This window comes from Luteimonas sp. WGS1318, from assembly GCF_043187535.1.
Lineage (GTDB): Bacteria > Pseudomonadota > Gammaproteobacteria > Xanthomonadales > Xanthomonadaceae > Luteimonas.
In genome coordinates, this window is the sequence record NZ_CP171131.1 from 160,061 (window position 1) to 184,664 (window position 24,604).

The 24,604-nt window shown below is 67.9% G+C and carries 24 protein-coding genes; 6 read left to right on the forward strand and 18 right to left on the reverse strand.

All coding sequences use genetic code 11. The annotated features are described in order from the left end of the window. Positions 1-23: 23 nt before the first annotated feature. Positions 24-872, reverse strand: a complete 849-nt coding sequence (locus tag ACF3M1_RS00695) for a class I SAM-dependent methyltransferase (protein WP_394002978.1) — start codon at positions 870-872, stop codon at positions 24-26. 178 nt (positions 873-1,050) lie between these two features. On the opposite strand from ACF3M1_RS00695, the gene ACF3M1_RS00700 reads away from it, so the two are divergent. Together ACF3M1_RS00700 and ACF3M1_RS00705 are read left to right on the forward strand one after the other, a co-directional pair. Then, positions 1,051-2,004: an aldo/keto reductase gene (locus tag ACF3M1_RS00700; RefSeq protein ID WP_394002980.1), complete on the forward strand. Its 954-nt coding sequence runs from the start codon at positions 1,051-1,053 to the stop codon at positions 2,002-2,004. 67 nt (positions 2,005-2,071) lie between these two features. Then, positions 2,072-3,097 (forward strand): NADP-dependent oxidoreductase, encoded by a 1,026-nt coding sequence (locus tag ACF3M1_RS00705; protein WP_394002982.1) that lies wholly within the window; start codon positions 2,072-2,074, stop codon positions 3,095-3,097. A gap of 337 nt (positions 3,098-3,434) precedes the next feature. Here the strand turns inward: ACF3M1_RS00705 and ACF3M1_RS00710 are convergent, their stop codons facing one another. The 8 genes from ACF3M1_RS00710 to ACF3M1_RS00745 all read right to left on the reverse strand — a co-directional run bounded on the left by ACF3M1_RS00710 (position 3,435) and on the right by ACF3M1_RS00745 (position 12,795). Further along, positions 3,435-4,505 (reverse strand): IS30 family transposase, encoded by a 1,071-nt coding sequence (locus tag ACF3M1_RS00710; RefSeq protein WP_394001701.1) that lies wholly within the window; start codon positions 4,503-4,505, stop codon positions 3,435-3,437. Between the two features lie 621 nt (positions 4,506-5,126). Then, the gene (locus ACF3M1_RS00715) at positions 5,127-7,358 is read right to left on the reverse strand and encodes an NADP-dependent isocitrate dehydrogenase (protein ID WP_394002984.1); all 2,232 of its coding nucleotides are present in this window, start codon (positions 7,356-7,358) and stop codon (positions 5,127-5,129) included. A gap of 276 nt (positions 7,359-7,634) precedes the next feature. Further along, on the reverse strand, positions 7,635-8,108 hold the full coding sequence (locus ACF3M1_RS00720; RefSeq protein WP_394002986.1) for a hypothetical protein: 474 nt from the start codon (positions 8,106-8,108) through the stop codon (positions 7,635-7,637). Between the two features lie 53 nt (positions 8,109-8,161). Continuing rightward, entirely contained in the window at positions 8,162-8,428 is a 267-nt protein-coding gene (locus ACF3M1_RS00725) for a LysM peptidoglycan-binding domain-containing protein (protein ID WP_394002988.1), read from the reverse strand. A 66-nt stretch (positions 8,429-8,494) separates the two neighbouring features. Next, entirely contained in the window at positions 8,495-9,319 is an 825-nt protein-coding gene (queF, locus tag ACF3M1_RS00730) for an NADPH-dependent 7-cyano-7-deazaguanine reductase QueF (protein ID WP_394002990.1), read from the reverse strand. A 32-nt stretch (positions 9,320-9,351) separates the two neighbouring features. Beyond that, a complete protein-coding gene (locus ACF3M1_RS00735) occupies positions 9,352-9,720 on the reverse strand; it encodes a hypothetical protein (protein WP_394002991.1) in 369 nt (122 codons plus the stop codon). A 26-nt stretch (positions 9,721-9,746) separates the two neighbouring features. Then, positions 9,747-11,060: an amidohydrolase gene (locus ACF3M1_RS00740; protein ID WP_394002993.1), complete on the reverse strand. Its 1,314-nt coding sequence runs from the start codon at positions 11,058-11,060 to the stop codon at positions 9,747-9,749. Between the two features lie 436 nt (positions 11,061-11,496). Next, the gene (locus ACF3M1_RS00745; protein ID WP_394002995.1) at positions 11,497-12,795 is read right to left on the reverse strand and encodes an amidohydrolase; all 1,299 of its coding nucleotides are present in this window, start codon (positions 12,793-12,795) and stop codon (positions 11,497-11,499) included. A 283-nt stretch (positions 12,796-13,078) separates the two neighbouring features. Between ACF3M1_RS00745 and ACF3M1_RS00750 the strand changes: the two genes are divergently transcribed. Genes ACF3M1_RS00750 through ACF3M1_RS00760 form a run of 3 tightly spaced genes read left to right on the forward strand, consistent with a single transcriptional unit; the run spans position 13,079 to position 15,086 of the window. Continuing rightward, the gene (locus tag ACF3M1_RS00750) at positions 13,079-14,047 is read left to right on the forward strand and encodes a transaldolase (protein ID WP_394002997.1); all 969 of its coding nucleotides are present in this window, start codon (positions 13,079-13,081) and stop codon (positions 14,045-14,047) included. A 2-nt stretch (positions 14,048-14,049) separates the two neighbouring features. Then, a complete protein-coding gene (locus tag ACF3M1_RS00755; RefSeq protein ID WP_394002999.1) occupies positions 14,050-14,910 on the forward strand; it encodes a phosphatase PAP2 family protein in 861 nt (286 codons plus the stop codon). Beyond that, complete coding sequence (locus ACF3M1_RS00760; RefSeq protein WP_394003000.1) at positions 14,907-15,086, forward strand: oxidoreductase-like domain-containing protein; 180 nt, start codon at positions 14,907-14,909, stop codon at positions 15,084-15,086. Before ACF3M1_RS00755 ends, ACF3M1_RS00760 begins: the two co-directional genes overlap by 4 nt. 530 nt (positions 15,087-15,616) lie before the next feature. Here ACF3M1_RS00760 and ACF3M1_RS00765 read toward each other — a convergent pair. The 3 genes from ACF3M1_RS00765 to ACF3M1_RS00775 form a co-directional block, all read right to left on the reverse strand. After that, complete coding sequence (locus ACF3M1_RS00765) at positions 15,617-16,420, reverse strand: MetQ/NlpA family ABC transporter substrate-binding protein (protein ID WP_394003002.1); 804 nt, start codon at positions 16,418-16,420, stop codon at positions 15,617-15,619. Positions 16,421-16,758: 338 nt separating this feature from the next. Beyond that, positions 16,759-17,436 carry a methionine ABC transporter permease gene (locus ACF3M1_RS00770; protein WP_394003004.1) on the reverse strand — a complete coding sequence of 226 codons (678 nt, stop codon included), beginning with the start codon at positions 17,434-17,436 and terminating at the stop codon, positions 16,759-16,761. Next, entirely contained in the window at positions 17,433-18,440 is a 1,008-nt protein-coding gene (locus tag ACF3M1_RS00775) for a methionine ABC transporter ATP-binding protein (RefSeq protein ID WP_394005321.1), read from the reverse strand. Before ACF3M1_RS00775 ends, ACF3M1_RS00770 begins: the two co-directional genes overlap by 4 nt. A 183-nt stretch (positions 18,441-18,623) precedes the next feature. Between ACF3M1_RS00775 and ACF3M1_RS00780 the strand changes: the two genes are divergently transcribed. Further along, the gene (locus ACF3M1_RS00780) at positions 18,624-19,511 is read left to right on the forward strand and encodes a fructose bisphosphate aldolase (protein ID WP_394005322.1); all 888 of its coding nucleotides are present in this window, start codon (positions 18,624-18,626) and stop codon (positions 19,509-19,511) included. Positions 19,512-20,203: 692 nt separating this feature from the next. Here the strand turns inward: ACF3M1_RS00780 and mntR are convergent. The 6 genes from mntR to ACF3M1_RS00810 form a co-directional block, all read right to left on the reverse strand. Then, on the reverse strand, positions 20,204-20,686 hold the full coding sequence (gene mntR / locus ACF3M1_RS00785; RefSeq protein WP_394003006.1) for a manganese-binding transcriptional regulator MntR: 483 nt from the start codon (positions 20,684-20,686) through the stop codon (positions 20,204-20,206). A 186-nt stretch (positions 20,687-20,872) separates the two neighbouring features. After that, positions 20,873-21,277 (reverse strand): acyl-CoA thioesterase, encoded by a 405-nt coding sequence (locus ACF3M1_RS00790; RefSeq protein ID WP_394003008.1) that lies wholly within the window; start codon positions 21,275-21,277, stop codon positions 20,873-20,875. Continuing rightward, positions 21,277-21,621, reverse strand: coding sequence for a thioredoxin family protein (locus ACF3M1_RS00795; protein WP_394003010.1), 345 nt, complete (start codon positions 21,619-21,621; stop codon positions 21,277-21,279). The genes ACF3M1_RS00790 and ACF3M1_RS00795 overlap by 1 nt, the downstream gene beginning before the upstream one ends. Continuing rightward, the gene (locus ACF3M1_RS00800) at positions 21,593-22,087 is read right to left on the reverse strand and encodes a flavodoxin (RefSeq protein WP_394003012.1); all 495 of its coding nucleotides are present in this window, start codon (positions 22,085-22,087) and stop codon (positions 21,593-21,595) included. Before ACF3M1_RS00800 ends, ACF3M1_RS00795 begins: the two co-directional genes overlap by 29 nt. A gap of 99 nt (positions 22,088-22,186) precedes the next feature. Then, on the reverse strand, positions 22,187-23,206 hold the full coding sequence (locus ACF3M1_RS00805) for a TIR domain-containing protein (protein ID WP_394003014.1): 1,020 nt from the start codon (positions 23,204-23,206) through the stop codon (positions 22,187-22,189). Between the two features lie 101 nt (positions 23,207-23,307). Continuing rightward, a complete protein-coding gene (locus ACF3M1_RS00810; RefSeq protein WP_394003015.1) occupies positions 23,308-24,357 on the reverse strand; it encodes a ribonucleotide-diphosphate reductase subunit beta in 1,050 nt (349 codons plus the stop codon). Positions 24,358-24,604: the final 247 nt, after the last annotated feature.

Below are 24,604 nucleotides of genomic sequence, written 5' to 3' on the forward strand. Positions count from 1 at the left end.
CCCGAATCCCGAATCCCGGCCCGTCAGGGCTTCACAAACCGCAGCGTCATCCGGTCGCTCTCGCCGATCGCGGTGTAGCGCGCGGCGTCCTGCGGTTCGTGGCGGTTGGTCGGAGGCAGCGTCCACACGCCATTGGGATGGTCACGGGTGTCGGCGGGATTGGCGTTGATCTCGCTGCTGCCGTCGACGCGGAAACCCGCGGCCTGGGCGAGTGCGATCACCTGGGCCTGGCCGACGTAGCCGCTGCGGTCGCCGTCGGGCACGTCGCCGCGCGCACGGTGTTCGACCACGCCGAGCACGCCGCCCGGGCGCAGCACGTCGTAGAAGCCCTTGAACATCGCCTCGGCCTGGCCCGACATGCGCCAGTTGTGCACGTTGCGGAACGTCAGCACGACATCGGCCGAGTTCGCCGGGCCGAAACGCGGCGCCGCCGGATCGTAGGCGACCATGCGCGCGCGGCCGAACTGTGCCGGCGCGGCGTCGAAACGCGCCTGCAGGCCGTCGCGCTGCGCCTGCTGGTAGTCGCGCGCCCGGCCTTCGGCCGCGGCCGCCGGGTCGACCATCGCGGCGACGTACTGGCCGTCGTCGTTGAGGTACGGCGCGAGGATCTCGGCATACCAGGCGCCGCTGCCGGGCGTGATCTCGATGACCGTCTGCCCCGGGCGCACGCCGAAGAAGCGCAGCGTTTCGGCCGGGTGGCGCGCGGCGTCGCGGGCGCGGTTCTCGGGGCTGCGCCACTCGCCGGCGAGCACGGTGTCGAGCCGGGCGGCATGGCCGGCATCCAGATCGGCGGCGGTGTCGGCGCGGGTCTGCGGGCCGCTGCATGCGGTGAGGGCGATCAGGACGGCGCCGAGCAGGAGGCTGCGTTGCATGAGCGGAAACTCCGGGTTCCAGGGTGGCGCAAGGGTGCCACAAGCCGCGCCGCCGCGCGGCTGCACGTCGCGGCGTGATCGGGGAGAAGCGCGCGGAACACTGTTTTGCGCGCCGGCTGCACGCGACCCCTGCAACGCGCTGCCTATGCTGGTCGCCCCTTCGCGACAGGAACCGACCATGGCCGAACGTGCACTCGGACGCTCCGGGCTGACGGTCTCGCCGCTGGCGTTCGGCGGCAACGTCTTCGGCTGGAGCGCCGATGCGGCGACGAGCTACGCGCTGCTCGACGAATGCGTCGCCCTCGGCCTGCAGCTCGTCGACACCGCCGATGTCTATTCGGCGTGGGCGGCCGGCAATGCGGGCGGCGAGTCGGAAACCCTGATCGGCCAGTGGCTCGCGCGCAGCGGCAAGCGCGACCGCGTGGTGATCGCCACCAAGGTGGGCAAGTGGGGCCCGCGCAAGGGGCTGTCGCCGGCCACCATCCAGGCCGCGTGCGAGGATTCGCTGCGCCGTCTGCAGACCGATGTCATCGATCTCTATCAGGCCCACGAGGACGATCCCTCGGTGCCGCTGGCCGACACGCTCGGCGCGTTCTCGCGGCTGATCGAACAGGGCAAGGTGCGCGCGATCGGCGCGTCGAACTACTCCGCCGCGCGCCTGGCCGAAGCGCTGGAGATCGCGCGCCGGCACGGACTGCCGCGGTACGAGACGCTGCAGCCCGAGTACAACCTGGTCGACCGCGCCGGCTACGAGGCCGCACTGGAGCCGCTGGTGCGCGAGCACGATCTCGGCGTGATCGGCTACTACGCGCTGGCCAGCGGCTTCCTGACCGGCAAATACCGCAGCGAGGCCGACGCGGCGAAAAGTCCGGCACGTGGCGCCCGGGTGGTCGAGCGCTATCTCAATCCGCGCGGCAAGCGCATCCTCGCCGCGCTCGACGACGTCGCCTGCCGGCATGCGGCCTCGGTCGCCCAGGTCGCGCTGGCCTGGCTGATCGCGCGCCCGGGCATCACCGCGCCGATCGTCAGCGCGACCAGCGTCGCCCAGCTGCGCGAGCTCGCCGCGGCGCGCACGCTGCTGCTGTCGAAAGCCGACATCGCCGCGCTCGACGGCGCCAGCGGCGGCGGCTGAGCCTGCACACCCGCCTAGCGCGCGCAGGCGCATGCTTGCGCGCCCAACGTTTCGAGGGAGTTCGCCCATGACGCCCGACCGCATCACCCGCATCGTGCTCGCCGCCCGCCCGGAAGGTGCCCCGGTCGCCTCGGATTTCCGCGTCGAACACGCGCCGATGCCGACCCCGCGCAACGGCCAGGTGCTGCTGCGCAACCGCTGGCTCTCGCTCGATCCCTACATGCGCGGGCGCATGAACGCAGGCCGCTCGTATGTGGCGCCGGTGGAGATCGGCGAGGTCATGGATGGCGGCACGGTGTCGGAAGTGCTGCAGTCGCTGCATCCCGCGTGGTCGCCCGGCGACCTCGTGCTCGCCCACGCCGGCTGGCAGAGCCACACCGTCGTCGACGGCGAAACCCTGCGCCGCAAGCTCGACCCGGCCGGTCTGCCGCCGCAGACCGCGCTCGGCGTGCACGGCATGCCGGGCTTCACCGCCTACGCCGGCCTGCACGAGATCGGCAAGCCGCAGCACGGCGAAACCGTCGTCGTCGCCGCGGCCAGTGGCCCGGTGGGCGCCACGGTCGGCCAGATCGCCCGCTTGCGCGGTGCACGCGTGGTCGGCATCGCCGGCGGCCCGGACAAGATCGCGCACGTCAAGAACGACCTCGGCTTCGACGTCGCACTCGACCACCGCGCCGACGATTTCGCCGAGCAGCTGGCCACGGCCTGCCCGGACGGCATCGACGTGTATTTCGAGAACGTCGGCGGCCAGGTCTTCGACGCGGTGCTGCCGTTGCTCAACGATTTCGCGCGCATTCCGGTGTGTGGCCTGGTCGCCCACTACAACGCCACCGGTCCGGCGCCGGGCCCGGACCGCGTGCCGCAGCTGATGTCGCTGATCCTCACCCGGCATCTGACGGTGCGCGGTTTCATCCAGCACGATTTCATCGCGCTGTATCCGGAGTTCGTGCGGGAGATGGGCCAGTGGCTGCGCGACGGGCGCATCCGCTATCGCGAGGATGTCGTCGAGGGGCTGGAGCGCGCGCCGGAGGCGTTCATCGGCATGCTCGAGGGGAAGAACTTCGGCAAGTTGCTGGTGAAGATCGCGGACTGAGCGCCAGTGCGGTCTGTCGGCCGGACGCGTGGTGCGCAAACGATTCGAAGTGTGCGCCCCTTGCAGATCTGCATCGTTGCGCAGGATTGCGCGTTCCGTGAGGTCTCGTGCTGACGAAGCGAACATGCGGACGGCGGCGTCATTGCAGTTGCAGTTGCCGTTTCCGTTGCCTCGTCGGAGCAATGACTCGCCGGCACACCATCAAGACCCGTAGGGCGCCGCCCATGGATGGGCGGCGTTTTTCGACCGAGCCAGGATGGCGAGTCGAAAAATCCCGGAACGAATGAAGGGCCGGGTGAGCTTTGTCGGGGAATCGTTTTTCTTTGGTTCGGCGGATTCAATACCGAAGTGCATCTTCGATGGAAAATTCCACAGGACGCTTGAGCAGCTTTTCCAGGAACACCTCCGAGGGGAACCGCCATTTCAGCGTTTTGCGCGGCCGCATGTTCAATCGCATCGCGATCCGGTCCAGGTCCTGCTGACTGAATTCCGACAGATCCTCGCCTTTGGGCAGGTACTGGCGCAGCAGGCCGTTGGTGTTCTCGCAGATGCCGCGTTGCCACGGACTGCGCGGGTCGGCGAAATACACATCCAGCCCCGTCTCGGCCGACAGCATCCGATGCAGTGCCATTTCCTTGCCCTGGTCGTAGGTCAGTGTTTTCAGCAAATCCGGCGGCAAGGGTAAGAACGTGCGCGTGAATCCTTCCAGCACGCCACGTGCGGTGTGACGCTCCAATCGGGCCAGCATCACGAACAGGCTGTGTCGACAGACCACGACACCGACGGCAGAGCGGTTGCGCGCGCCCATGATCAGATCGCCTTCCCAGTGACCGGGCACGAGCCGGGCGTCCACCTCCGGCGGGCGCGAGTGGATGCTGGGCATATCCGGCAGTTTCCCGCGGGTTTCCGCACTGCGGCGCAACGGACGGCGCGCGCCGCGGGCCTGACGCAGCAGGGCGACATGCTGGCGACGCAGTTCGCCGCGGGGCATGGCGTAGATGGCCGCGTAGATCGTCTCGTGGCTCACGTGCAGCTCGGGCTGGTCGGGATGACGTTCCCGCAGTTTGGACGCCGTCTGTTGTGGCGACCAACCGGCCGTCAGCAACGTCCAGACCTGCGGCCAGAGCACGCCGTCGGGCCGCAGTTTGCGCTGTGTCCGGGGTATTCGAAGCAATCTGCGTGCACGCTCCCCTGCGCGTGTTGCGTCGTAACCGCCGGCGATCGCCGGCCGACCTCGCAAGCGACGTGGCGGCGGAGGCGTGTATCCGTTGCGCTGCAGTTCGCGAACAATGGTGCTCTGCGCACGTTGCAGGGCAGCGGCAATCGCGTGGGTGCTGGCGCCCGTGCGCTTCATCGCCATGATCGTGCCGCGCTCTTCTGCGCCCAGGTGTCGATAGTGCTGTCCCATGGTGGCTCGGCCGCTCGAAGGTGATGCGCTTCACTTTAGAGTCCGCCTTCCGTTTCTTTTGTCGATTGACAAAAGAAATGAACTCGGCCGCGTCAGCGGACGAAAGCGTTTGATGTTGCCTTGAATTTTTTACCTGAAAACAAGTGCAGTGCTTCCACTCGCCTACCGGCGAGCGGCTCACTTTTCTTTGTTGGCCCAAAGAAAAGTAAGCAAAAGAAAGGGCCTCCCCGACGAAGCTCACCCGGTGCGTCATTCGTTCCGGGATTTTCCGACTCGCCATCCTGGCTCGGTCGGAAAACGCCGCCCATCCATGGGCGGCGCCCTACGGGTCTGGCGATTGCGCAGACACATCATTTCTCAGCGAAGCCAAAGCCGAGGCCGAAGCACGCCAGAGCCGAAGCAAGCCAAATCCGGAGCTAAGCCAAAGTCCAGTGTCGCGTGCTGGAGCCGTGAGCGATGACACCCGTCTACACCGGAAAACGAAGGGTGCCGGCCTCGCGAACGACAAGCCACGCCCGGCGCAAGCGCCCGACCCCCACACCACACCGTCTGCGCGAACCCGCCCCCCACAACGCAACAGGCCCGCCGAAGCGGGCCTGTCGACACATTGAAACGGACGTCTTACTGCTTGAGCGAATCGATCGCCGCATTGAGCGTCTTGCTCGGGCGCATCGCCTCGACCACCTTGGCCAGATCCGGATGGTAGTAACCCCCGATCTCCACCGGCTTCCCCTGCGCGCCGTTGAGTTCGGACAGGATCGCCGCTTCGCCGTCGGTCAGCGCCTTCGCCACCGGTGCGAACGTCGCCTTCAGGTCCGCGTCGTCGTTCTGGTCGGCCAGCGCCTGCGCCCAGTACTGGGCGAGGTAGAAGTGGCTGCCGCGGTTGTCCAGTTCGCCGACCTTGCGCGCCGGTGAGCGGTTCTCGTCGAGGATGCGGCCGTTGGCGACGTCGAGCGCGGCGGCCAGCACCTTGGCCTTCGGGTTGTCGTAGGCGTTGCCGAGATGCTCGAGTGACGCGGCGAGTGCAAGGAACTCGCCGAGCGAATCCCAGCGCAGGTAGTTCTCTTCGACGAACTGCTGCACATGCTTGGGCGCGCTGCCGCCGGCGCCGGTTTCGAACAGGCCGCCACCGGCCATCAGCGGCACGATCGACAGCATCTTGGCGCTGGTGCCCAGTTCCATGATCGGGAACAGATCGGTCAGGTAGTCGCGCAGCACGTTGCCGGTGACCGAGATCGTGTCTTCGCCCTTGCGGATGCGCGCGAGCGAGAACGTCGTCGCCTCGACCGGCGGCAGCACGCGCAGGTCGAGACCGGCGGTGTCGTGATCCTTCAGATACGTCTCGACCTTGGCGATCACCTGCGCATCGTGCGCGCGCGACTTGTCGAGCCAGAACACGGCCGGCGTCTCCGACAGGCGCGCGCGGTTCACGGCGAGCTTCACCCAGTCCTGGATCGGCGCGTCCTTGGTCTGGCACATGCGCCAGATATCACCGCTTTCGACGGCTTGCTCGAACACCACGTTGCCGTCGGCGTCGGTGACGCGCACGGTGCCGTCGCCGGGGATCTGGAAGGTCTTGTCGTGGCTGCCGTATTCCTCGGCCTTCTGCGCCATCAGGCCGACGTTGGGCACCGAGCCCATCGTCGTCGGGTCGAGTGCGCCGTGGGTCTTGCAGTCGTCGATGACCGCCTGGAACACGTCGGCATAGCAGCGGTCCGGGATCACGGCCTTGGCGTCCTGCAGCTTGCCGTCGGCGTTCCACATGCCGCCCGAGTCGCGGATCATCGCCGGCATCGAGGCGTCGACGATGACGTCGCTCGGCACGTGCAGGTTGGTGATGCCCTTGTCGGAATTGACCATCGCCAGCGCGGGGCGCGTGGCGTAGAGCGCGTCGATGTCGGCGCGGATCGCGTCCTGCTGGTCCTGCGGCAGCGACGTGATGCGCGCGTACAGGTCACCAATGCCGTTGTTGGCATCGAAGCCGACCTGGGCCAGTGCATCGGCGTACTTCGTCAGCACGTCACGGTAGAACGCCTGCACGACGATGCCGAACATGATCGGGTCGGAGACCTTCATCATCGTGGCTTTCAGGTGCAGCGAGAACAGCACCCCCTGCGCCTTCGCGTCTTCGATCTGCGCTTCGATGAAGCTGGCGAGCGCCTTGCGCGACATCACCGCGGCATCGACGATCTCGCCGGCCTGCACCTTCACCGCGTCCTTGAGCACGGTCGTCGCGCCGTCGCTGCCGACGAGCTCGATCTTCAGTTCGCCGGCCTTCTCCAAGGTCGCGGAGCGCTCGCTGCCGTAGAAATCGCCTTCGCTCATGTGCGCGACGTGCGACTTCGAATCGCTGGCCCACTTGCCCATGCGGTGCGGATGCTTGCGCGCGAACGCCTTCACCGACTTCGGTGCGCGGCGGTCCGAGTTGCCTTCGCGCAGCACCGGGTTCACCGCGCTGCCCTTCGTGCGGTCGAAGCGCGCCTTGATCTCGGTCTCTTCGTCGGACTTCGGTGTGTCCGGGTAATCCGGCAGCGCATAGCCCTGGCCCTGCAGTTCCTTGATCGCCGCTTTGAGCTGCGGCACCGAAGCGCTGATGTTCGGCAGCTTGATGATGTTGGCTTCGGGCGTGGTCGCCAGCTGGCCGAGTTCGGCGAGGTGATCGCCGATCTTCTGCGCGTCGGTCAGGCGTTCCGGGAACTGCGCCAGGATGCGGCCGGCCAGCGAGATGTCGCGCGTTTCGACCGCGATGCCCGCCGGTTTGGTGAAGGCCTCGACGATCGGCAGCAGCGACTGCGTCGCCAGGTACGGGGCTTCGTCGGTGAGCGTGTAGAGGATCTTGGGCGTATCGGACATGCGGTCGTGTCTCGTCGGTGGCGGGGGCGCGGCATCTCGGGCGCGGCGCGGGCCTGGCATCCAGTGGCCAGGCGGTGGCCTCGCGGCCGGACCGTGATCGGTGGCCGTGAGCAAGGCGTCGGCGCGACGCAGCGCCCCGTATTGTCGCGCGTTTGCCGGCAGCGGGGAACGCGGCCGGTTGTCACGCGGGACATACGGGACAGCATGGGCCTTGCGCCGCACTGCACGTGCGATGGCGCGACGCCTGCGGATGGCACACGCGTGGCGCGATACGCCTCAGCGCACGGTGAACTCGCGTGTCTCGACCGTGGTGCCGTCGAGCTGCACCTCGAGTCTGTAGGTGCCGGTGGGCCAGCCGTCGGGATGCTGGATGTCGAAAGCGACGACCTGCGGACCGGCGAGCACGTCGGCATCGGTGCTGCGCACCAGTTGGCCTGCGTCGCCGTAGGTCCAGCGGGCGGTCAGGCGCGCGGCGCTGCCGCCGTCGGTGCCGACCGAGGCGTAGAGGGTGTCGGTGGTCGCGAACTCAGACGCCGGCGTGGCGACCCGGTTTTCGGCATCGACGGCATTGCCCAGTTCGACACTGGTGACGGTGGCCGGTGTCGGCGCCGGTGGCTCGGGCGCCGGTTGCGGCGCGGGCTGCGCGGCCGGCGGCGCGGCCGCAGGCGCCGGTGCATCGCGGTTGCAGGCGGCCAGCAGCAGCGTGGCCGCGAGCGCGGTGGTCAGCGGGAGAATCGCGGATCGGGTCATGGAAGGCTCCGGAACAGGCGGGAAGACGGGAGGTGGGGCCGCGCGTGATCGGCTCACACGGCCGGCAGTTGCAGCACCTGGCCGGCGTGGATGCAGTCGGGATCGTCGAGCACGTGGCGGTTCGCGGCGTAGATGTCGGTCCACCGGCCCGCCTGGCCGTAGACCTGCTCGGCGATCGTCGACAGGCTGTCGCCCGTCTGCACGACATGCGTGCGCACGGACGGCGCGGCGTCGGGCGCGGCTGTGTCCCCGTCGCGCGCGCTGGCGGTCACGCCTGAGACATCGGGGGCATCGTGGCCCTGGGGGCTGGAACCGGTCATCGGGAGACAGTCCGCGGTGGATCGAGGCGGCAGGCTCCCACCCGCGGCGTTAAGAAACCATCGCGCCTACTGGCGCAGTTCACGTCGCACCGGATCCTGCGCATGGCCGGGCGTCGCACGCCACGGATTGATGTCCAGCCCGCCGCGACGCGTGTAGCGTGCTTCCACCGACAGCGCAGCCGGCGCGCCTACCCGCAGCAGGTCGAGGAAGATGCCTTCGACGCACTGTTCGTGGAAGCCGGCGTGGTCGCGGTACGAGACCAGATACCGCAGCAGGCCGGCGGGGTCGAGGCGCGGCCCGTGCCAGTCGATGTGCACGCTGGCCCAGTCGGGCTGGCCGGTGACCGGGCAGTTGGACTTCAGCAGCTGCGAGACCAGGCGTTCGCGCACCGGGGCAGCGTCGGCCACGCGCAGATGGGCGGGATTCGGCGGGCCGTAGTCGTCGACGTCGATGTCGAGGGCGTCGAGATCGACGACGTCCTGCGGCCGGTCCGCGGCGAACGCGGGCAGCCCGAACCGGACCTCGACCGTCGCGCCGGCCGCGGCCGAGACGTCGTCGACGATGCGCGCGCGCGCGGCCTCGGCGTCGTCGAAGCGGCTGCTATTGAGCGAGTTGAGGTAGAGCTTCAGTGATTTCGACTCGACCAGATGCGGCGATTCCGCCGGCACGGTCAGCGTCGCGGTCGCGACGACCGGCTTGCCGCGGCCGTCGAGCCAGCCCAGCTCATAGGCGTGCCAGCGGTCGTGGCCGGCGAACGGCAGCGGGGTGTCGGCGTCGAGGCCGAGTTCGGCACGCGCCGGTGCGCGTGGGATCGGGAACAGCAGCGACGCGTCGTAGTGATCCGGATAGGCGACGCTGCGGCCGAGGCTGGAATCCTGGGGAGTGCTCATGCGCGCATTCTAGTCGCCGCGCGCACGGCATCTCACGGCGCGGGTTCGACGGTCAGGCCGATGTCGAAGGTGCCGGTGGTCATCCGCGCCGGCGCGCCCGGCCGCAGCAACATCGCGAAGGGCTCGGGCGCGAGATCCTCGCGTCCGGGGCGGGACAGGGTGCCCTCGACGCGGATGACCTCGCCCTCGGGCTGCACCACGAGCGTCAACGCGTAGCCGTCGTCGCCGTCCACCTGCAGGCGGCCGGGCGCACCGGCGTCCAGCACGACGGTGGTGCTGCCGAGCGCGTGCCCCTGGTGATGCAGGTCGGCATCCAGGCGGTAGGACGCACCGCCGGCGAGGGCGGGCAGTGCCGCGCACAGGCCGAGACAGGCGAGCGCGGCGCGGAATCGGATCGTCATTGCAAACCCCTCCGTGGCGTGCCGGCTCAACCGGCCGGCGTGTCGAGATAGTCGAGCGTCGCCTGCAGCATCGCGCGCAGGCCGAGGTCGAGTGCGGATTCGTCGACGTCGAACTTCGGCGAATGGTTGCTCGGCGCTGTGCCGGCGTCCTGGCCCACGGGCGTCGCGCCGACGAAGAAGAACAGCCCCGGCACCTCGCGCGCGTACAGCGAAAAATCCTCCGCGCCCATGATCAGCGGCATGTCGACCACCGGCTCGGCGCCCGACGCGGCCTGCAGGCTCGCGCGCATGCGCTCGGTCAGCGCCTCGTTGTTGAAGGTCACCGGATTGCCGTCCTCGGCCGGGATCTGGGTCTCCACCGTCGCGCCGTTGGCGGCGGCCACGTGTTCGGCGATCGAGGTCAGCCGCTTGAAGACATCGGCGCGCATGTCCTCGTCGAAGGTGCGGATGGTGCCGACCAGCTCCACCGAATCGGGAATGATGTTGTAGCGGATGCCGCCGTTGATCGCGCCGAAGGTCACCACCACCGGCTGCTTGCTGATGTCCATCTGCCGGCTGACGATCGTCTGCGACTGGTTGATGATCTGCGCCGCGGCGACGATCGGGTCCACGCCGCCCCAGGGCCGCGAGCCGTGGGTCTGGCGGCCGACGACGGTCATGCCGAAGCGGTCGGACGCGGCCATCGTCGGCCCGGCGCGCACGCCGATCTGGTTGGCGTTGAGCGTGCTGAAGACGTGCAGGCCGAACACCGCATCCGGCTTGAAGTCGGCGAACACGCCTTCCTTCAGCATCAGGCCCGCGCCGCCTTCCTCGCCCTCGGGCGCGCCTTCTTCGGCCGGCTGGAACACGAACAGAATCTCGCCGGCCAGTTGCTCGCGCATGCCCACCAGCGCCTCGGCCACGCCCATCAGGATCGCGGTGTGCGCGTCGTGGCCGCAGGCGTGCATCACGCCGGTGGTCTGGCCGCGGTAGGTGTCGGTGACCTGCGAGGCGAACGGCAGCCCGGTCTCTTCGGTCACCGGCAGCGCGTCCATGTCCGCGCGCAGGGCCAGTCGCGGGCCGGGCCGCCCGCCCTTGAGCACCGCGGTCACGCCGTGATGGGCGATGCCGGTGCGCGGTTCCAGACCCAGCCCGCGCAGATGCTCGGCCACCTTGGCCGCGGTGCGGGTCTCGCGGTTGGACAGCTCGGGGTGCTGGTGGATGTCGCGTCGCCAGTCGACGACCTTGGCCTGCAGCGCGGCCGCGGCCGCGGTGACTTCGCCGCGCTGCGCCTCCTGCGCGATCGCGGCGGCGGGCAGGGTGAGACAGGCGCACATCAGCGCGGCGGCGAGACGATTCATCGGTGGATTCCCCGGCAGGACGAGGGTCCGATGCTATGAGGAATCGCGCGACGATGCGCGGTCGGGCCGATGCCGCTCTGTAGACGCGACCTGGGACGCGATGCGGTTGGCCCGGCCGTGCCAGGGGTTCGCGCGCGAGCGCGCTCCTACAGACGCGGGGCCAGTGACGGCTCGTGCGAAGCGCAGCAGACGTGCGCCCTGTAGGAGCGACCTTGGTCGCGATGCGGTTGGCCCGACCGTGCAAGGAGGTTCACGCGCGAGCGCGCTCCTACAGCGCCGTCGGGAAGTGACGTCCCTTGCGACGCGCAGCAGCCGCATTCCCTGTAAGAGCGACCTCGGTCGCGATGCGGTTGGCCCGACCGAGCGTGCAGGGCGTCCCGCAATCGCGCGCGAGCGCGCGCCGACAGGGCGATGACGGGTGACGCGCGCGCCTCCGCTACTCGCGCTGTCCCAGCAGATCCAGCGTCGCGCGCAGCATCGTGCGCACGCCGACGTCCAGCGCGGCCTCGTCGGGCGCGTAGTGCGGCGAATGGTTGATCGGCATCGTCGCCGGATCCTGGCCAGGCGCCGTGGTGCCGACGAAGAAGTACGCGCCGGGCACGACGTTGGCGAACTGCGAGAAATCCTCGGCGATGGTCTGCAGCGGCATCTCGACCACGTTGTCCGCGCCCACTGCGGTCTGCAGCGACGGCAGCACGCGGCGCGCGAGGTCGGGATCGTTGACCGTCGCCGGCGCGTTGTTGACCACCGACAGGTCCGCCTTCGCGCCGGCCGCCTCGGCGTAGCCGCGGGCGATGCGTTCGAAGCGAGCGATGACGTCCTCGCGCACGTCGGCGTCGTAGGTGCGCAGCGTGCCGACCAGGCGCGCGTCGTCGGGAATGATGTTGAAGCGCACGCCGCTCTGGAACTGGCCGGCGGTCAGCACCACCGGCGAGTCGACGATGTTGACCTGGCGCGCGAGCATGCTCTGCGTCGCCAGCAGGATCTGCGCGCCGACGGTGATCGGGTCCACGCCGTCCCAGGGCCGCGAGCCGTGGGTCTGCTTGCCGGTGACGGTCAGCGACCACTCGTCGGCGCTGGCCAGCGACGGGCCGCTGCGGAAGCCGATCTGGCCGGTGTGCAGCCCCGCCCACACGTGCAGGCCGAGAATCGCATCCGGCTTGGCGTCATCGAACACGCCTTCGTCGAGCATGCGCTTCGCACCGAACACCTCGCCCGGCTCCGGCGGCCCTTCCTCTGCGGGCTGGAAGATGAAGACCACCTCGCCGGCCAGCTGTTCGCGCATGCCGGCCAGCGCCTCGGCCACGCCCATCAGGATCGCCACGTGCATGTCGTGGCCGCAGGCGTGCATCACGCCGACCTCCTGACCGCGGTAGGTCGCGCGCGCGGTCGAGGCGAAGGGCAGCCCGGTCTGTTCGGTGACCGGCAGCGCGTCCATGTCGGCGCGCAGCGCGATGCGCGGGCCGGGCCGGGCGCCCTTCAGCACCGCGACCACGCCGGTCGGGCCGATGCCGGTGCGCGGTTCCAGGCCGAGGCCGCGCAGATGCCCGGCGACCTTGGCCGCGGTGCGCGTCTCCTGGTTGCCGAGTTCGGGATGCACGTGCAGGTCACGGCGCCAGTCCACGAGCTTCTGCGCGAGCGCGGGGTCGAGCGCATCGGTCGCGGCGGACGCCGGCGCGGCGGCACAGGCGAGCGCGAGGGCAAGGCAGGCGGACAGCGGCAGCAAACGGCGCATCGGCGATTCCAGGCGTTGGGGCACTGCATGCTAGCGCCGCGACGTCGGAGGCCGACGCCAGCCAGCGGAACGCTGGGCCGCAACGGGTGCAACGCACGCGCCCGGCTGCGCGGCGCCACGGTCGTCCGGACCGACCTGAGGCGCGATTCCGGCACTGCGCGCGCCCCTGCGCAGGGCGACGGAATGGCCGGCCCGCGGGGCCGCGCAGCCCTCGGACCGCCCCGGGTGGCCCTCGCGCCCGCAGACGCGGACAATGGCCGTCCACATCGGACACGAGACTCCCATGACGGCATCGCCTTCCAAGCTCGATCAACTGCGCGACCTCTCGGTGGTCGTCGCCGACACCGGCGATGCCGACGCGATCGCCCGGCTCAAGCCGGTCGACTGCACCACCAACCCCACGCTGGTGCGCAAGGCGCTGGACCTGCCGGTCTACGCGCCGCTGATCGAACGCGAACTCGAGCGGGCGGCCACGCTGGACGGGGATGTCGAACAGGTCGCGCGCCAGGTCGCCGATCGTCTGACCATCGGCGTCGGCCGCACGCTGGCCGGCCTGGTGCCGGGCCGGGTCTCGACCGAGGTCGACGCCGATCTCGCCTTCGACACCGAGGCCACGATCGCCAAGGCGCGCCAGTTCATCGAGATGTACCAGGATGCCGGCGTCTCGCGCGAGCGCGTGCTGATCAAGATCGCGGCCACGTGGGAAGGCATCCGCGCGGCGAAGGAGCTGCAGCGCGAGGACATCGACTGCAACCTCACGCTGATCTTCAACCGCGCCCAGGCCATCGCCTGCGCCGAGGCCGGCGTGTTCCTGATCTCGCCGTTCGTCGGCCGCATCCTCGACTGGTCGGTGGCGCGCGGTGAAACGCCGGCCACGATCGACGACGACCCGGGCGTGCGCTTCGTGCGCGACGTCTATGCCGAGTTCAAGCGGCGCGGCTCGCCGACGATCGTCATGGGCGCGTCGTTCCGCTCGACCGCGCAGATCGAGGCGCTGGCCGGCTGCGACCGCCTGACGATCTCGCCCGAGCTGCTGGAAGCGCTGGACGCCGAGCACGGCCCGCTGCCGCGCAAGCTGCAGGCGGCCGCCAGCGACGGCGTGGCCTCGACGCCGGTCGATGCCGATGCCTTCGTGCAGGCCATGGCCGCCGATCCGATGGCGACCGAGAAGCTCCAGGGCGGCATCGCCGCGTTCGCCAAGGACCTCGACATGCTGCGCGACACCATCGCGCAGCGGCTGCGCGCACGCTGAGCATGCCGCGCCGCCCGCATCGCGTGCAGGTCGCCATCGTGTCGGCGCTCGCCGGCGTGCTGCTGCTCGCCGGTTGCAGCGGGCTGCCGCGTGCGCCGGCCGATGCGGTCGTCGTACCCGAGCGCAGCCCGGGTGTGTCGATCGGCTATCTCGACGCCGCGGCCTTCGACAGCCGCGCGCTGGTGCCGGCCCCGCCGGCGCCCGGTACGCCGGCCCATGTGCTCGACGACGTCATCGCCGAACGCGCATTGGCGCTGCACGACACCACGCGCTGGAATCAGGCGACGGTGGATGCGGATCTCGATTTCCCGGCCGCCGGGAACCTGTTCGCCTGCGCGCTCGGCGTGCCGGTCGACAGTACGCACACCCCGCACCTCGTACGGCTGCTGCGCCGTTCGCTGGCCGATGCGGCGGTGACCAACCGCGCCGCCAAGGACCAGTGGCAACGGCCGCGCCCGTTCCTGGCCAACGGCGGCGCGGTGTGCACGCCCGGCGACGACGCGCGCCTGCGTGCAAGTGCCGCGTATCCGTCCGGCCATGCCGCGATCGGCTGGACCTGGGCGCTGACCCTGGTCGAAGTGGCGCCCGAACGCACGGATGCATTGCTGCAGCGGGGGCGCAGCTTCGCCGAGAGCCGGCTGGTCTGCAACGTGCACTGGTACAGCGATATCGTGCAGTCGCAGGTGGTCGGTGCGGCGACGGTCGCGCGGCTGCAGGCCGACCCCGATTACACGGCCGATCTCGCCGCCGCGACGCGCGAAGTCGCCGCGCAGCGTGCGCGCGGCGCGCAGCCATCGGGTTGTGATGCGGAAACCATCGCGCTGCGTCGTTCGCCCCTGCCGGCGGCCGACGACCGCCCGTGAGCGACACGCTGCCGCGGGATCCCGATCCACGCCCGCAACCGCCCGAGCCACCGCTGCCCAGCGACTGCTGCGACAGCGGCTGCGCGGTCTGCGTGCACGACACGTATTCCGAAGAGTTGCAGTACTACCGCGAACAGCTCGCGGCGTGGCGCGCGCGGCATCCCGGCGTCGATTGACGCACCCGGTGGGGGTGTGCCCGCATCGCGGTCGGACCCGGCGGCAACGTCGACAACATCCGTGTAGGAGCGCGCTTGCGCGCGATGAGGCCTTCCGGGGAACGCCCGTTCGCGCGCGAGCGCGCTCCTACAGGAATCGCGGATTGTTTCGCCGCGGATTGATGTCGGGTTCTTCGGCCCGGCATCGCACACGTCCTAGGCAGCGCGCCCATCCCGTGTAGGAGCGCGCTTGCGCGCGAAGAGGGCTTCCCGGGAACGCCCGTTCGCGCGCGAGCGCGCTCCTACAGGAGTCGGGGATTGTTTCGCCGCGAATTGATGTTTTGTTCTTCGGCCCGGCATCGCACATCCCCGGCCGGGCGCCCATCCCCTGTAGGAGCGCGCTTGCGCGCGATGAGGTCTTCCCGGGAACGCCCGTTCGCGCGCGAGCGCGCTCCTACAGGAGTCGGGGATTGTTTCGCCGCGGGATCGATGTTGGGTGCTTCGGCCCGGCATCGCACACCCCAGGCCGCGCCCACAACCTCAACGCACCATCAGAACGCCGGAATCACCGCGTCGTCGTACGTCGACTGGATGAAGGCGCGCACGTCCTCGCTGGTCAGCGCGGCGATCAGTTTCTGCACGCGCGGATCGTCGCGCTTGTCGGGGCGGCCGACGAGGAAGTTCACGTACGGCGAATCCTGACCTTCGATCGCCAGCGCGTCCTGGCCCGGGTCGAGGCCGGCGTCGAGCGCGTAGTTGGTGTTGATCAGCGCCAGGTCCACCTGGTCGAGCACGCGCGGCAGCATCGCGGCGTCGAGCTCGCGGAACTTGAGGTTCTTCGGGTTCGCGGTGATGTCGCGCAGCGTCGCCATCGCGTCGCTCGGATCACGCAGCGTGATCACGCCGCTGTTGTGCAACAGGATCAGGGCGCGGCTGTTGTTGCTCGGATCGTTCGGAATCACCACGTCGGCGCCGGCCGGCACCGCGTCCAGCGAGTCGAACCGGCGCGAATACGCGCCGAAGGGTTCGATGTGCACGCCAACGAGCGTGGTCAGGTCGGTGCCGCGGTCGCGGTTGTAGGCGTCGAGGTAGGGCTCGGTCTGGAAATAGTTGACGTCGATCTGGCCCTGCGCGACCTGGTCGTTGGGCTGCACGTAGTCGTTGAAGATGCGCACCTGCAGGTCGACGCCCTGCTCGGCGAGTAGCGGCTTCACCACTTCGAGGATCTCGGCATGCGGCACCGCGGTCGCGGCGATCGTCAGGCGTTCGCCGTTCGCGCCGGATCCGCTGCCACCACAGGCGGCGAGGGCGGACAGCAGCAGGGCGGCGGTGGCGAGACGGGGCAGCAGGGCCATGGCGGATCCGGGGGCGAGGGGTCGACCAGTATCGGGGTGTGGGCGTGGGGATCGAGTGCGGAGGTGGAAATCAGTGTGTGGTGGGGAGCGTATGCACGCGTCATGCCTGCGAACGCGGCGCGTTCAAACGCGCTCGAGAATCACGCGCGAACCCACGCTCGTCATTCCCGCGCAGGCGGGAATCCGGGGACGTTGCTCTTTTCCGGTCCAAGAGCCATGGATGACCAGCCGTGCGGCTGTTGGCAGCACCGAGGTAAAGTCCCTGGATGATCGGACATGCGTCCGTTGAACGCCCCGCCTGCGCGGGAATGACGAGCAGATGCGCCCAGAGAAACCGTCTACCGCCGCGTGAACCGCGCCACCAGCCGGTCGCCGACCATCTGCAGCACCTGCACCATCACCAGCAGCGCGACGACGGTGACCACGGCCACATCCGTGCGCGAGCGCAGGTAGCCGTCGCGATACGCCAGATCGCCCAGGCCGCCCGAGCCGATCGCGCCGCCCATCGCGGTGAAGCCGATCAGTGCGATCGTCGTCACCGTGGCGCCGGCGATCAGGCCGGGCAGCGCTTCGGGCAGCAGCACGCGCAGCACCAGCTGGCGCGTGGTCGCGCCCATCGCCAGGCTCGCTTCGATGACGCCGCGCTCGACTTCGCGCAGCGCGGTTTCCACCAGACGCGCGTAGAACGGCGCCGCGCCGATCACCAGCGGCAGGATCGCGCCGCGCACGCCCAGCGACGTACCCATGGCCTTCAACGTCACCGGGATCAGCACGATCATCAGGATGATGAAGGGCACAGAGCGCAGCAGGTTCACCACCAGCGACAGGCCCGCATACAGCGCCGGGCGCGCGTGCAGCTGGCGCGGGCCGGTGAGGAACAGCAGCACGCCGAGCGGCAGGCCGATCAGCAAGGTCAGCGGCAGCGAGCCGGCGAGCATCAGCAGCGTGTCGACCGTGGCCTGGCCGATCTCGACCCATTTGCCGGCATCCACATTGGGCAGCAGGGGCGTGCTCATCGCGGCAGCTCCTCGACGTGCACGCCGGCCTCGGCGAACGTGCGCGCGGCGGCGTCGAAACGGTCGCCGGTCACCGCCAGCGTCAGCTGGCCGTAGGGCATGCGCTTGATGCGGTCCACGCGGCCCGAGAGGATGGTGTAGTCGATGCCGGTCTCGCGTGCCACGCGGCCCAGCATCGGCTGCCAGGTCGCATCGCCGGTGAACGTGAGTTTCAGCAGGCGGCCCTCCACATGAGCGATGTCGTCGCGCTGCGCGTCCTCGTCCACGTCCTCGGATTCGGCGACGAAGCGCCACGTCGTCGCGTGCTGCGGATGCAGGAACACCTCGGCCACCGGGCCGCTTTCGACCAGATGCCCGGCATCGAGCACCGCGACGCGGTCGCAGACCCGGCGCACGACATCCATCTCATGGGTGATCAGCACGATGGTCAGGCCCAGCTCGCGGTTGATACCGTCGAGCAGCTGCAGCACCGAGGCCGTGGTCTGCGGATCGAGCGCGCTGGTGGCCTCGTCGCACAGCAGGATCTTCGGTTCGGTGGCGAGCGCACGCGCCACACCGACGCGCTGCTTCTGCCCGCCCGACAGCTGCGCGGGGTACTTGTCGCGATGCGCTTCGAGCCCCACGCGCACCAGCAAGGCCTGTGCACGCGCATGGGCCTGGGCCTTCGCCACGCCGGCCAGGCGCAGCGGAAATGCGATGTTGTCGATGACGGTCTTCGCCGACAGCAGGTTGAAGTGCTGGAAGATCATGCCCACGCGCCGGCGCAGGGTGCGCAGGCCGGCGCCATCGAGCGTGTCGAGGCGTTCGCCGTCCACGGTGAGCCGGCCGCCGCTCGGCGTCTCCAGCCCGTTGATCAGCCGCAGCAGCGTGGACTTGCCCGCGCCGGAATGGCCGACGATGCCGAACACCTCGCCGGCGCGGATCTCCAGGTCGAGCGGATGCAGCGCGACGATCTCGCGCCCGGCGACGGGATAGGACTTGTGGATGCCTTCGAACCGGATCACGTGGGCACTGCGCAGCGGGCGGCCGGGCAGCCTAGCAGGCGCACGCATGTCCACCGTTGCACCGCCGCACGTGCAGCATTCCGGCGCCGGCACGCGCGACGCGTCCACGGCGGCGCCGGCGAGGGGGCGGTATCATCGCCGGCCCGGTCTTCCACCGCTCGCACAGGACTCACGCACGTGGCAGTGAATCAGGAACAGCACAACCGAATCGCCTCCGGCCAGGGCTTCATCGCCGCGCTCGACCAGAGCGGCGGCAGCACGCCCAAGGCGCTCAAGCTCTACGGCATCGAGGAGAACGAGTACGCGGACGACGCGGAAATGTTCGGCCTCGTCCACGCGATGCGCACCCGCATCGTCACCAGCCCGGCGTTCACCGGCGAGCGTGTGCTCGGCGCGATCCTGTTCGAGCGCACGCTCGACGACCAGTTCGACGGCCAGGACGCGGCCACCTATCTGTGGGACGTCAAGGGCGTCGTGCCGTTCCTGAAGATCGACAAGGGGCTCGAGGACGAGGCCGACGGCGTGCAGCTGCTCAAGCCGATCCCGGGCCTTGACGCGCTGCTGGCGCGGGCCAAGGCCAAGGGCGTGTTCGGCACCAAGGAGCGCTCGGTCATCAAGCAGAACAACGCGGGCGGCATCGCGCGCGTGCTCGACCAGCAGTTCGAACTCGGCCGCCAGGTGCTGGCTGCCGGCCTGGTGCCGATCATCGAGCCCGAGGTCGACATCAAGGCCGCCGACAAGGCCGACATCGAAACCACGCTGAAGCAGGGCCTGATCGAACGCCTCGACACGCTGGACCCGGCCACGCCGGTGATCCTCAAGCTCACGCTGCCCAGCGTCGACGGTTTCTTCCGTGAGCTGGTGGAGCATCCGGCCGTGCTCAAGGTCGTCGCGCTGTCGGGCGGCTACAGCCGCGACGACGCGAACGCCAAGCTCGCGAAGAACCCGGGCGTCGTCGCCAGCTTCAGCCGCGCGCTGACCGAAGGCCTCAGCGCGCAGCAGAGCGACGACGCGTTCAACGAAGCGCTCGACACTGCGATCGAATCGATCTACCGCGCGTCGATCGCCTGATACGCCGCGCATCGTGAATCGAAGGCCGGTGCGGATGCACCGGCCTTTTTCATGCCCTCGAGGCAGACCCGCATTCCCGTCGCATGACCGCCGTGCCGAACCACCGGCGCGCACTGTCGTTACGAAACATCAAACGTGCGTGACGCACACGGCGCGACGGCGTGAACGTTCTCCACCGGGATGTTAGTCGGGCGTTCGCCGCTCGTTGGGCGGCCGCGACAATGCCTGCGAACGGGTAAACGCGCGCGGCGTTTCCAGGCGAATTACACCGGCCACTGCGCCGGGCATCGATAGCGTTTGATCCAAGGCCATCGCCCGGAGATCCATCGATGTCACAGCCCGCATTCGTCACCCATTACATGGTGCGCCGCCTCAAGCGTGCCGATCCGCGATCACAGACGGTCCCCCGCACACTGGGGTCCGTGGATCGTGCAGCATCGCAGCGCCTGCTCGAGCGGCGTGGCGCGCGCGTCGATCGGCCTGTCGCCGACCTGCATGCGCAGCCGTCTGTGCGGACGCGCGACGCCGTCTCTGCTCGCCCGGCTCCACGCTGCAATTGATCCTTGCCGGCATTCGCTGCCGTTTGCACGACGCAGCGAGTGCGTGCCTGCGTTCAAAACGAACACGTCATGGATGCGCGTACTCGGCACGCCCGTTGCAGCGACAGGCCGCCCAGTTGAACACGGCGTCGCTCAGCGGCGCGTATCGGCGACGAACGCCGCGAACACCGCCAGCGTCTCCGGGCTGACGTGATGTTCGATGCCCTCGGCATCGCGGCGCGCGATATCCTCCGGCACGCCCAACGCCAGCAGGAAGGCTTCGACCGTCTGGTGCCGCGCGCGGCTGGCCTGCGCCAGGCGTTCGCCTGCATCGGTGAGAAAGGCGCCGCGGTAGGGCTTCTGCAGCACCAGGCCGTCGCGCACCAGCCGCTGCAGCATGCGTTGAACGGTGGGCTGGGCCACGCCGAGACGTTCGGCGATGTCGACCTGGCGCGCCTCGCCGCTGTCGGCGATCAGGTCGGAGATCAGCTCGACGTAGTCCTCGACCAGTTCCGCGCGCCGCGCCTCGCGCACCTGGCGGAAGTTCTCCACGTGCACGCTGGCCTCGGGCAGCCCCGCCTTGGGCAGGGCGCGTTCCGGGCTCTCGTCGGCGGGCAGGGCCTTGCGGGCGGACATCGAATCGGCTCCAGCGGATGAGGCGTCATTGTCGCCGATCGTCGGCGGCCGCGTTCCCGCCGGCGTGTGCCACCGGCCGACGCGCGTACGGGGATCAGCGCTTGCGGTTGAAGAAGGTCAGCACCGCGCCGCAGACGACGCCGATGAACAGGCCCAGCGCGATCCACTGCAGAATCGACAGTTCGTTCATGCCGTATCTCCCGGAAGTTGTGCCACCGGCGCCGGCCGGCCGCGTGCATCGAGTGCAATCATGACGAAGCGGCCGCGCGTGCACAGCTCGCGTTCGCCGCTGAGCAGGTCTTCAGCCACCAGCTCCACTTCCACCTGCATCGACGTGCGGCCCACCTCGACCACGCGCGCGATGGTTTCCACCAGTTGGCCCTGCTTGATCGGCAGCTTGAAATCCACCTGCTCCGAACGCGCGGTCACCACCGTGCGCCGCGCATAGCGCGACGCGGCGATGAACGCGGCCTTGTCCATCCACGCCAGCGCGGTGCCGCCGAACAGCGTGCCCAGATGGTTGGTGTGATCGGGGAACACGATCTCCAGCATGCGGGCTTCGGTCTTGGGGGTGTCCGCGAGCGGCGTCATCAGCTCGCGTCCGCTGTGGCCAGGTGCAGGCCCACGGCCTGGGAGATCTGGCCCGGCGCCTGGAAGCCCGGCAGACGTGCGGCTTCGTTACCGTCCTTGAACAGCGCGAGCGTCGGCGTCTGGCGCAGGCCCAGGTTCCGGAAGAAGTCTTCGCCGATCGTTTCCATCTTCACCTTCAGCAGCGCGAGGCCTGCGGCCCCCTCGCTCGCGGCGAACTTCGCCAGCGACATGTCGAGCATCTTGCAGCCCGGACAATCGTCCTTGTAGTAATCGACGAGCAGGCGCGGATGCGCGGCCAGGGCTGCGGCGTAATCGTCAGGGGTGGAGGCGTGGAGCGTCTGCATGGGGGGTGGTCTCGAACGGTGTGTTGGCTGAAGCAAGAATGGTGTCGGTCCAGCGTTGGATCGTGGCGGCGTCGCGCTCGCCGTGCGGCATCTGTTCGATCTCCAGCCGCGGGTAGGGCGTGTTGAAGAACGCGCCCATGCGCCGGGCCGCACCGCAGTAGTACTCCTCGCCCCACTGCGTCTCGCCGGTGCCGAACACCGCGACGCGATCCGGCTTGCCGACCGCGGCGACGAGGTCTTCGATGAAGCGCTTCATCTCCGGCGGCGTGCGCCCGGCGTTGATGCTCCAGCTGCCGAGGATGTAAAGATCGTGCTCGGCATTGTCGGGGCAGGCCTTCGCCAGCGTCTGGATGTCGGCATCGATCCAGGTGACGGCATGGCCCATCTCCTCGCACCTCGCGCAGATCGCGCGCGCGACATCGCGGGTATTGCCGCTGAGGGATGTGTAGGCGAGGAGGATGCGCATCGGGTCAAGCTTGTGTGATGAATCGGACTAGATCGAGACTCGAGAGAATTACAGCGTAAGCGCGGTTCCCATGATTCGACCAAGCGCAGTATTTAGGAACTATGCGCTGCGCAGCATTCGGTCCGCAGCATGGAGAATCATCTCTGGAATCTCGCGCAAAAGCCTGTAGTCCTCCTCACTTTCGACTAGAAATTTCTCCATGTATGGATTTCTAGTGCTCATCATTAAGAGTTCCTCGAACTCGGAGAACAGCTTTTTCTTCGAAGCGGGCGTCTTCGCTGCCTGCATCTTCGCAACCAGGATATTTCCTTCGTCGTAGATCCATGGCATCTGCTCGCGAAGCAGACTCAGCCCAACTCGGATGCCTAATGCCGGATTCTTTGCTCCAAACAGAAGCTCTTCGAGCATTCCGGGGTGGAAGCGTCGACGGCGCTTCATCGGTCGGCCTGCTTCGCTGCGATCTATGCGAGAAGGCAGATCTTGAAACATAATTTTTATTTCTTCGAACAGCTTCGCAGAAGAGTTTTCAATCTCGTCTGTCTTTTGACGCTTGCTCGGCGAGATATTGTTCTCGGCGATGGTCAGCTTCTCGAGTATTTCTTCGACATTTTTCTTAAATTTTCCAACCTGAAATCGAATCGTGTCTCTATCCGGCTCCGATCCAGGAATGCGGTCGACAAGCTGGAAAACCAGTTTCGTCAGGGAGTCTTCGTCATCAGCGCAATTCTGGAACTGAGCGAATGGGCCCGTAGATGCCGTCTTTAGCTCGATACCCAGTGCAACCCCAAGAATTGGCGTATCCAGCTTCCCCTTAGCCATCCCTGCTTCGAACAGAATCCAAGGTCTATCTACGCTTCGCTCTGTAAGGAGGCAAACAACATCCGATGCAGACTGGATGTTCTTGATTATTTCTGGGTACCACTCGATCCCATACTCAATGCCCTGATTTCCGCGCCGATCAGATGTCCGGAAAGACTTCAATACGCCAGCACTTACACTCTTTAGAAGGTTGCTGAACGCCTCTGCAAGCTCCGCGTCGCGAGTGTCGTGACTAATGAAAACCATTGGATTCAATGATTTAAGAATTGGATTCTCAGAAATACTCTTCTCGTCTGACACGGCGCCCTCCCTAGTCATTCCTGTGGAACGTCAGAACTTAATCGACGAGGCCGAAGCTCATAATTCGATCGGCCTGCATCCTGCCTATCAAAAAAGTTGAACTAGAGATCATCAAACCCGTTATCCGAATTCGTCTTCTTGTACGACGCATTGCGCATCTCGAAGAAGTCCGTCTTGGTCTCGGTGAAGTTGTCGGCGTAGGCCTTGATCCACGGCATCACGTTGTCGGTGGTGTCGGAATACAGCTTCTCGATGCCCAGCATGCCGGCCATCTTGTTGGCGCGGTACTTCACGTAGCGGACCATCTCGTCGACGTCGATGCCGTCGATGCCGTCGAGGACTTCGGCCGTCCAACGGGTCTCGAGTTCGATCGCGTGTTCGAAGGCGTCGTGCACGTACTGGGTGAGCTGGTCGCCCTGCAGCGACTGGTTCTCGCCGACGATGGCGCGGATCAGTTCGCTGATGAACTTGCTGTGCGCCAGTTCGTCGCGGTTGATGAAGCTGATGATCTTGCCGGTGCCGGTCATCCGGTTCTGGCGGACCAGGTTGTAGAAGTACGCGAAGCCGGAATAGAAGTTGATGCCTTCGAGGATCGACGACTGCACCAGCGAGCGGATCAGCGTTTCGGCCGAGCGCTCGCGCATGAAGTCATTGTACGAATCCATGATCGGCTGGTTGCGCGCGATGATCGTGGGATGCGTGCGCGCGAGTTCGAACACGCGGTTCTGGTCGGCGAGTCCGGTGATCGAGGCCAGCACGTAGCTGTAGCTCTCGTTGTGGATCACTTCCTGCTGGCCGATGATCGCGGCGTTGGCGTGCGCGGCCGGGTCGGTGATGTATTCGGCGACGTTGTAGATGTAGCGCGTCTGCGGCGAATCCAGCGTGGCCAGCAGGCCGATGATCGAGTCATACGCATTCTTCTCGCGCGCCGAGAGCTCGCCGTACTGCTTGGCGTCGCCCTTCATGTCGACCTCGTCCGGAATCCAGAAGTTGGTCGAGAGTTCCTTGTAGGCGCGATAGAACGACGGATACGGAATGTCGTTCCAGTTGAGGATGCCGCTGGTCTGGCCGTTGATGATGCCGGTGGAGCGGTTGGGGTGACGCGGCTCGAGGATCTTGATGCGGTCGAGCGGGGTAGCAGTGGCGGCCATGGATGTCTGTCTCGTGTTCGAAGTCTCGCGCAGCAATGAAGCGCGCGACGGGGTCGGAGTCACTTTCCGGCACGTAGACGTTCCGGAAAGTCGGTACTGCGGGTCCGGAAAGTGACTCTGACCCCTGCTGTTGGAAGCTCGCGCGATGCGGGATTGCGCGAGTGTCGGTGTTCGAAGCGCGCTCGATGTCACATCGCGCGAACGGGGTCGGAGTCGTGTTTTCGGGGAGCGACCGCGCGCGTATTTG

What these genes read in the sequence shown, in the direction of transcription:
- ACF3M1_RS00770 (WP_394003004.1), bottom strand. Translation starts at nt 17,436, where the DNA reads ATGAGCACGCCCCTGCTGCCCAATGTGGATGCCGGCAAATGGGTCGAG.
- ACF3M1_RS00725 (WP_394002988.1), bottom strand. Translation starts at nt 8,428, where the DNA reads ATGACCGGTTCCAGCCCCCAGGGCCACGATGCCCCCGATGTCTCAGGC.
- ACF3M1_RS00710 (WP_394001701.1), bottom strand. Translation starts at nt 4,505, where the DNA reads ATGGGACAGCACTATCGACACCTGGGCGCAGAAGAGCGCGGCACGATC.
- ACF3M1_RS00695 (WP_394002978.1), bottom strand. Translation starts at nt 872, where the DNA reads ATGCAACGCAGCCTCCTGCTCGGCGCCGTCCTGATCGCCCTCACCGCA.
- ACF3M1_RS00705 (WP_394002982.1), top strand. Translation starts at nt 2,072, where the DNA reads ATGACGCCCGACCGCATCACCCGCATCGTGCTCGCCGCCCGCCCGGAA.
- ACF3M1_RS00720 (WP_394002986.1), bottom strand. Translation starts at nt 8,108, where the DNA reads ATGACCCGATCCGCGATTCTCCCGCTGACCACCGCGCTCGCGGCCACG.
- ACF3M1_RS00765 (WP_394003002.1), bottom strand. Translation starts at nt 16,420, where the DNA reads ATGGCCCTGCTGCCCCGTCTCGCCACCGCCGCCCTGCTGCTGTCCGCC.
- ACF3M1_RS00745 (WP_394002995.1), bottom strand. Translation starts at nt 12,795, where the DNA reads ATGCGCCGTTTGCTGCCGCTGTCCGCCTGCCTTGCCCTCGCGCTCGCC.
- ACF3M1_RS00700 (WP_394002980.1), top strand. Translation starts at nt 1,051, where the DNA reads ATGGCCGAACGTGCACTCGGACGCTCCGGGCTGACGGTCTCGCCGCTG.
- ACF3M1_RS00755 (WP_394002999.1), top strand. Translation starts at nt 14,050, where the DNA reads ATGCCGCGCCGCCCGCATCGCGTGCAGGTCGCCATCGTGTCGGCGCTC.
- ACF3M1_RS00715 (WP_394002984.1), bottom strand. Translation starts at nt 7,358, where the DNA reads ATGTCCGATACGCCCAAGATCCTCTACACGCTCACCGACGAAGCCCCG.
- ACF3M1_RS00795 (WP_394003010.1), bottom strand. Translation starts at nt 21,621, where the DNA reads ATGCAGACGCTCCACGCCTCCACCCCTGACGATTACGCCGCAGCCCTG.
- ACF3M1_RS00740 (WP_394002993.1), bottom strand. Translation starts at nt 11,060, where the DNA reads ATGAATCGTCTCGCCGCCGCGCTGATGTGCGCCTGTCTCACCCTGCCC.
- ACF3M1_RS00810 (WP_394003015.1), bottom strand. Translation starts at nt 24,357, where the DNA reads ATGGCCGCCACTGCTACCCCGCTCGACCGCATCAAGATCCTCGAGCCG.
- queF (WP_394002990.1), bottom strand. Translation starts at nt 9,319, where the DNA reads ATGAGCACTCCCCAGGATTCCAGCCTCGGCCGCAGCGTCGCCTATCCG.
- ACF3M1_RS00790 (WP_394003008.1), bottom strand. Translation starts at nt 21,277, where the DNA reads ATGACGCCGCTCGCGGACACCCCCAAGACCGAAGCCCGCATGCTGGAG.
- ACF3M1_RS00750 (WP_394002997.1), top strand. Translation starts at nt 13,079, where the DNA reads ATGACGGCATCGCCTTCCAAGCTCGATCAACTGCGCGACCTCTCGGTG.
- ACF3M1_RS00800 (WP_394003012.1), bottom strand. Translation starts at nt 22,087, where the DNA reads ATGCGCATCCTCCTCGCCTACACATCCCTCAGCGGCAATACCCGCGAT.
- ACF3M1_RS00735 (WP_394002991.1), bottom strand. Translation starts at nt 9,720, where the DNA reads ATGACGATCCGATTCCGCGCCGCGCTCGCCTGTCTCGGCCTGTGCGCG.
- mntR (WP_394003006.1), bottom strand. Translation starts at nt 20,686, where the DNA reads ATGTCCGCCCGCAAGGCCCTGCCCGCCGACGAGAGCCCGGAACGCGCC.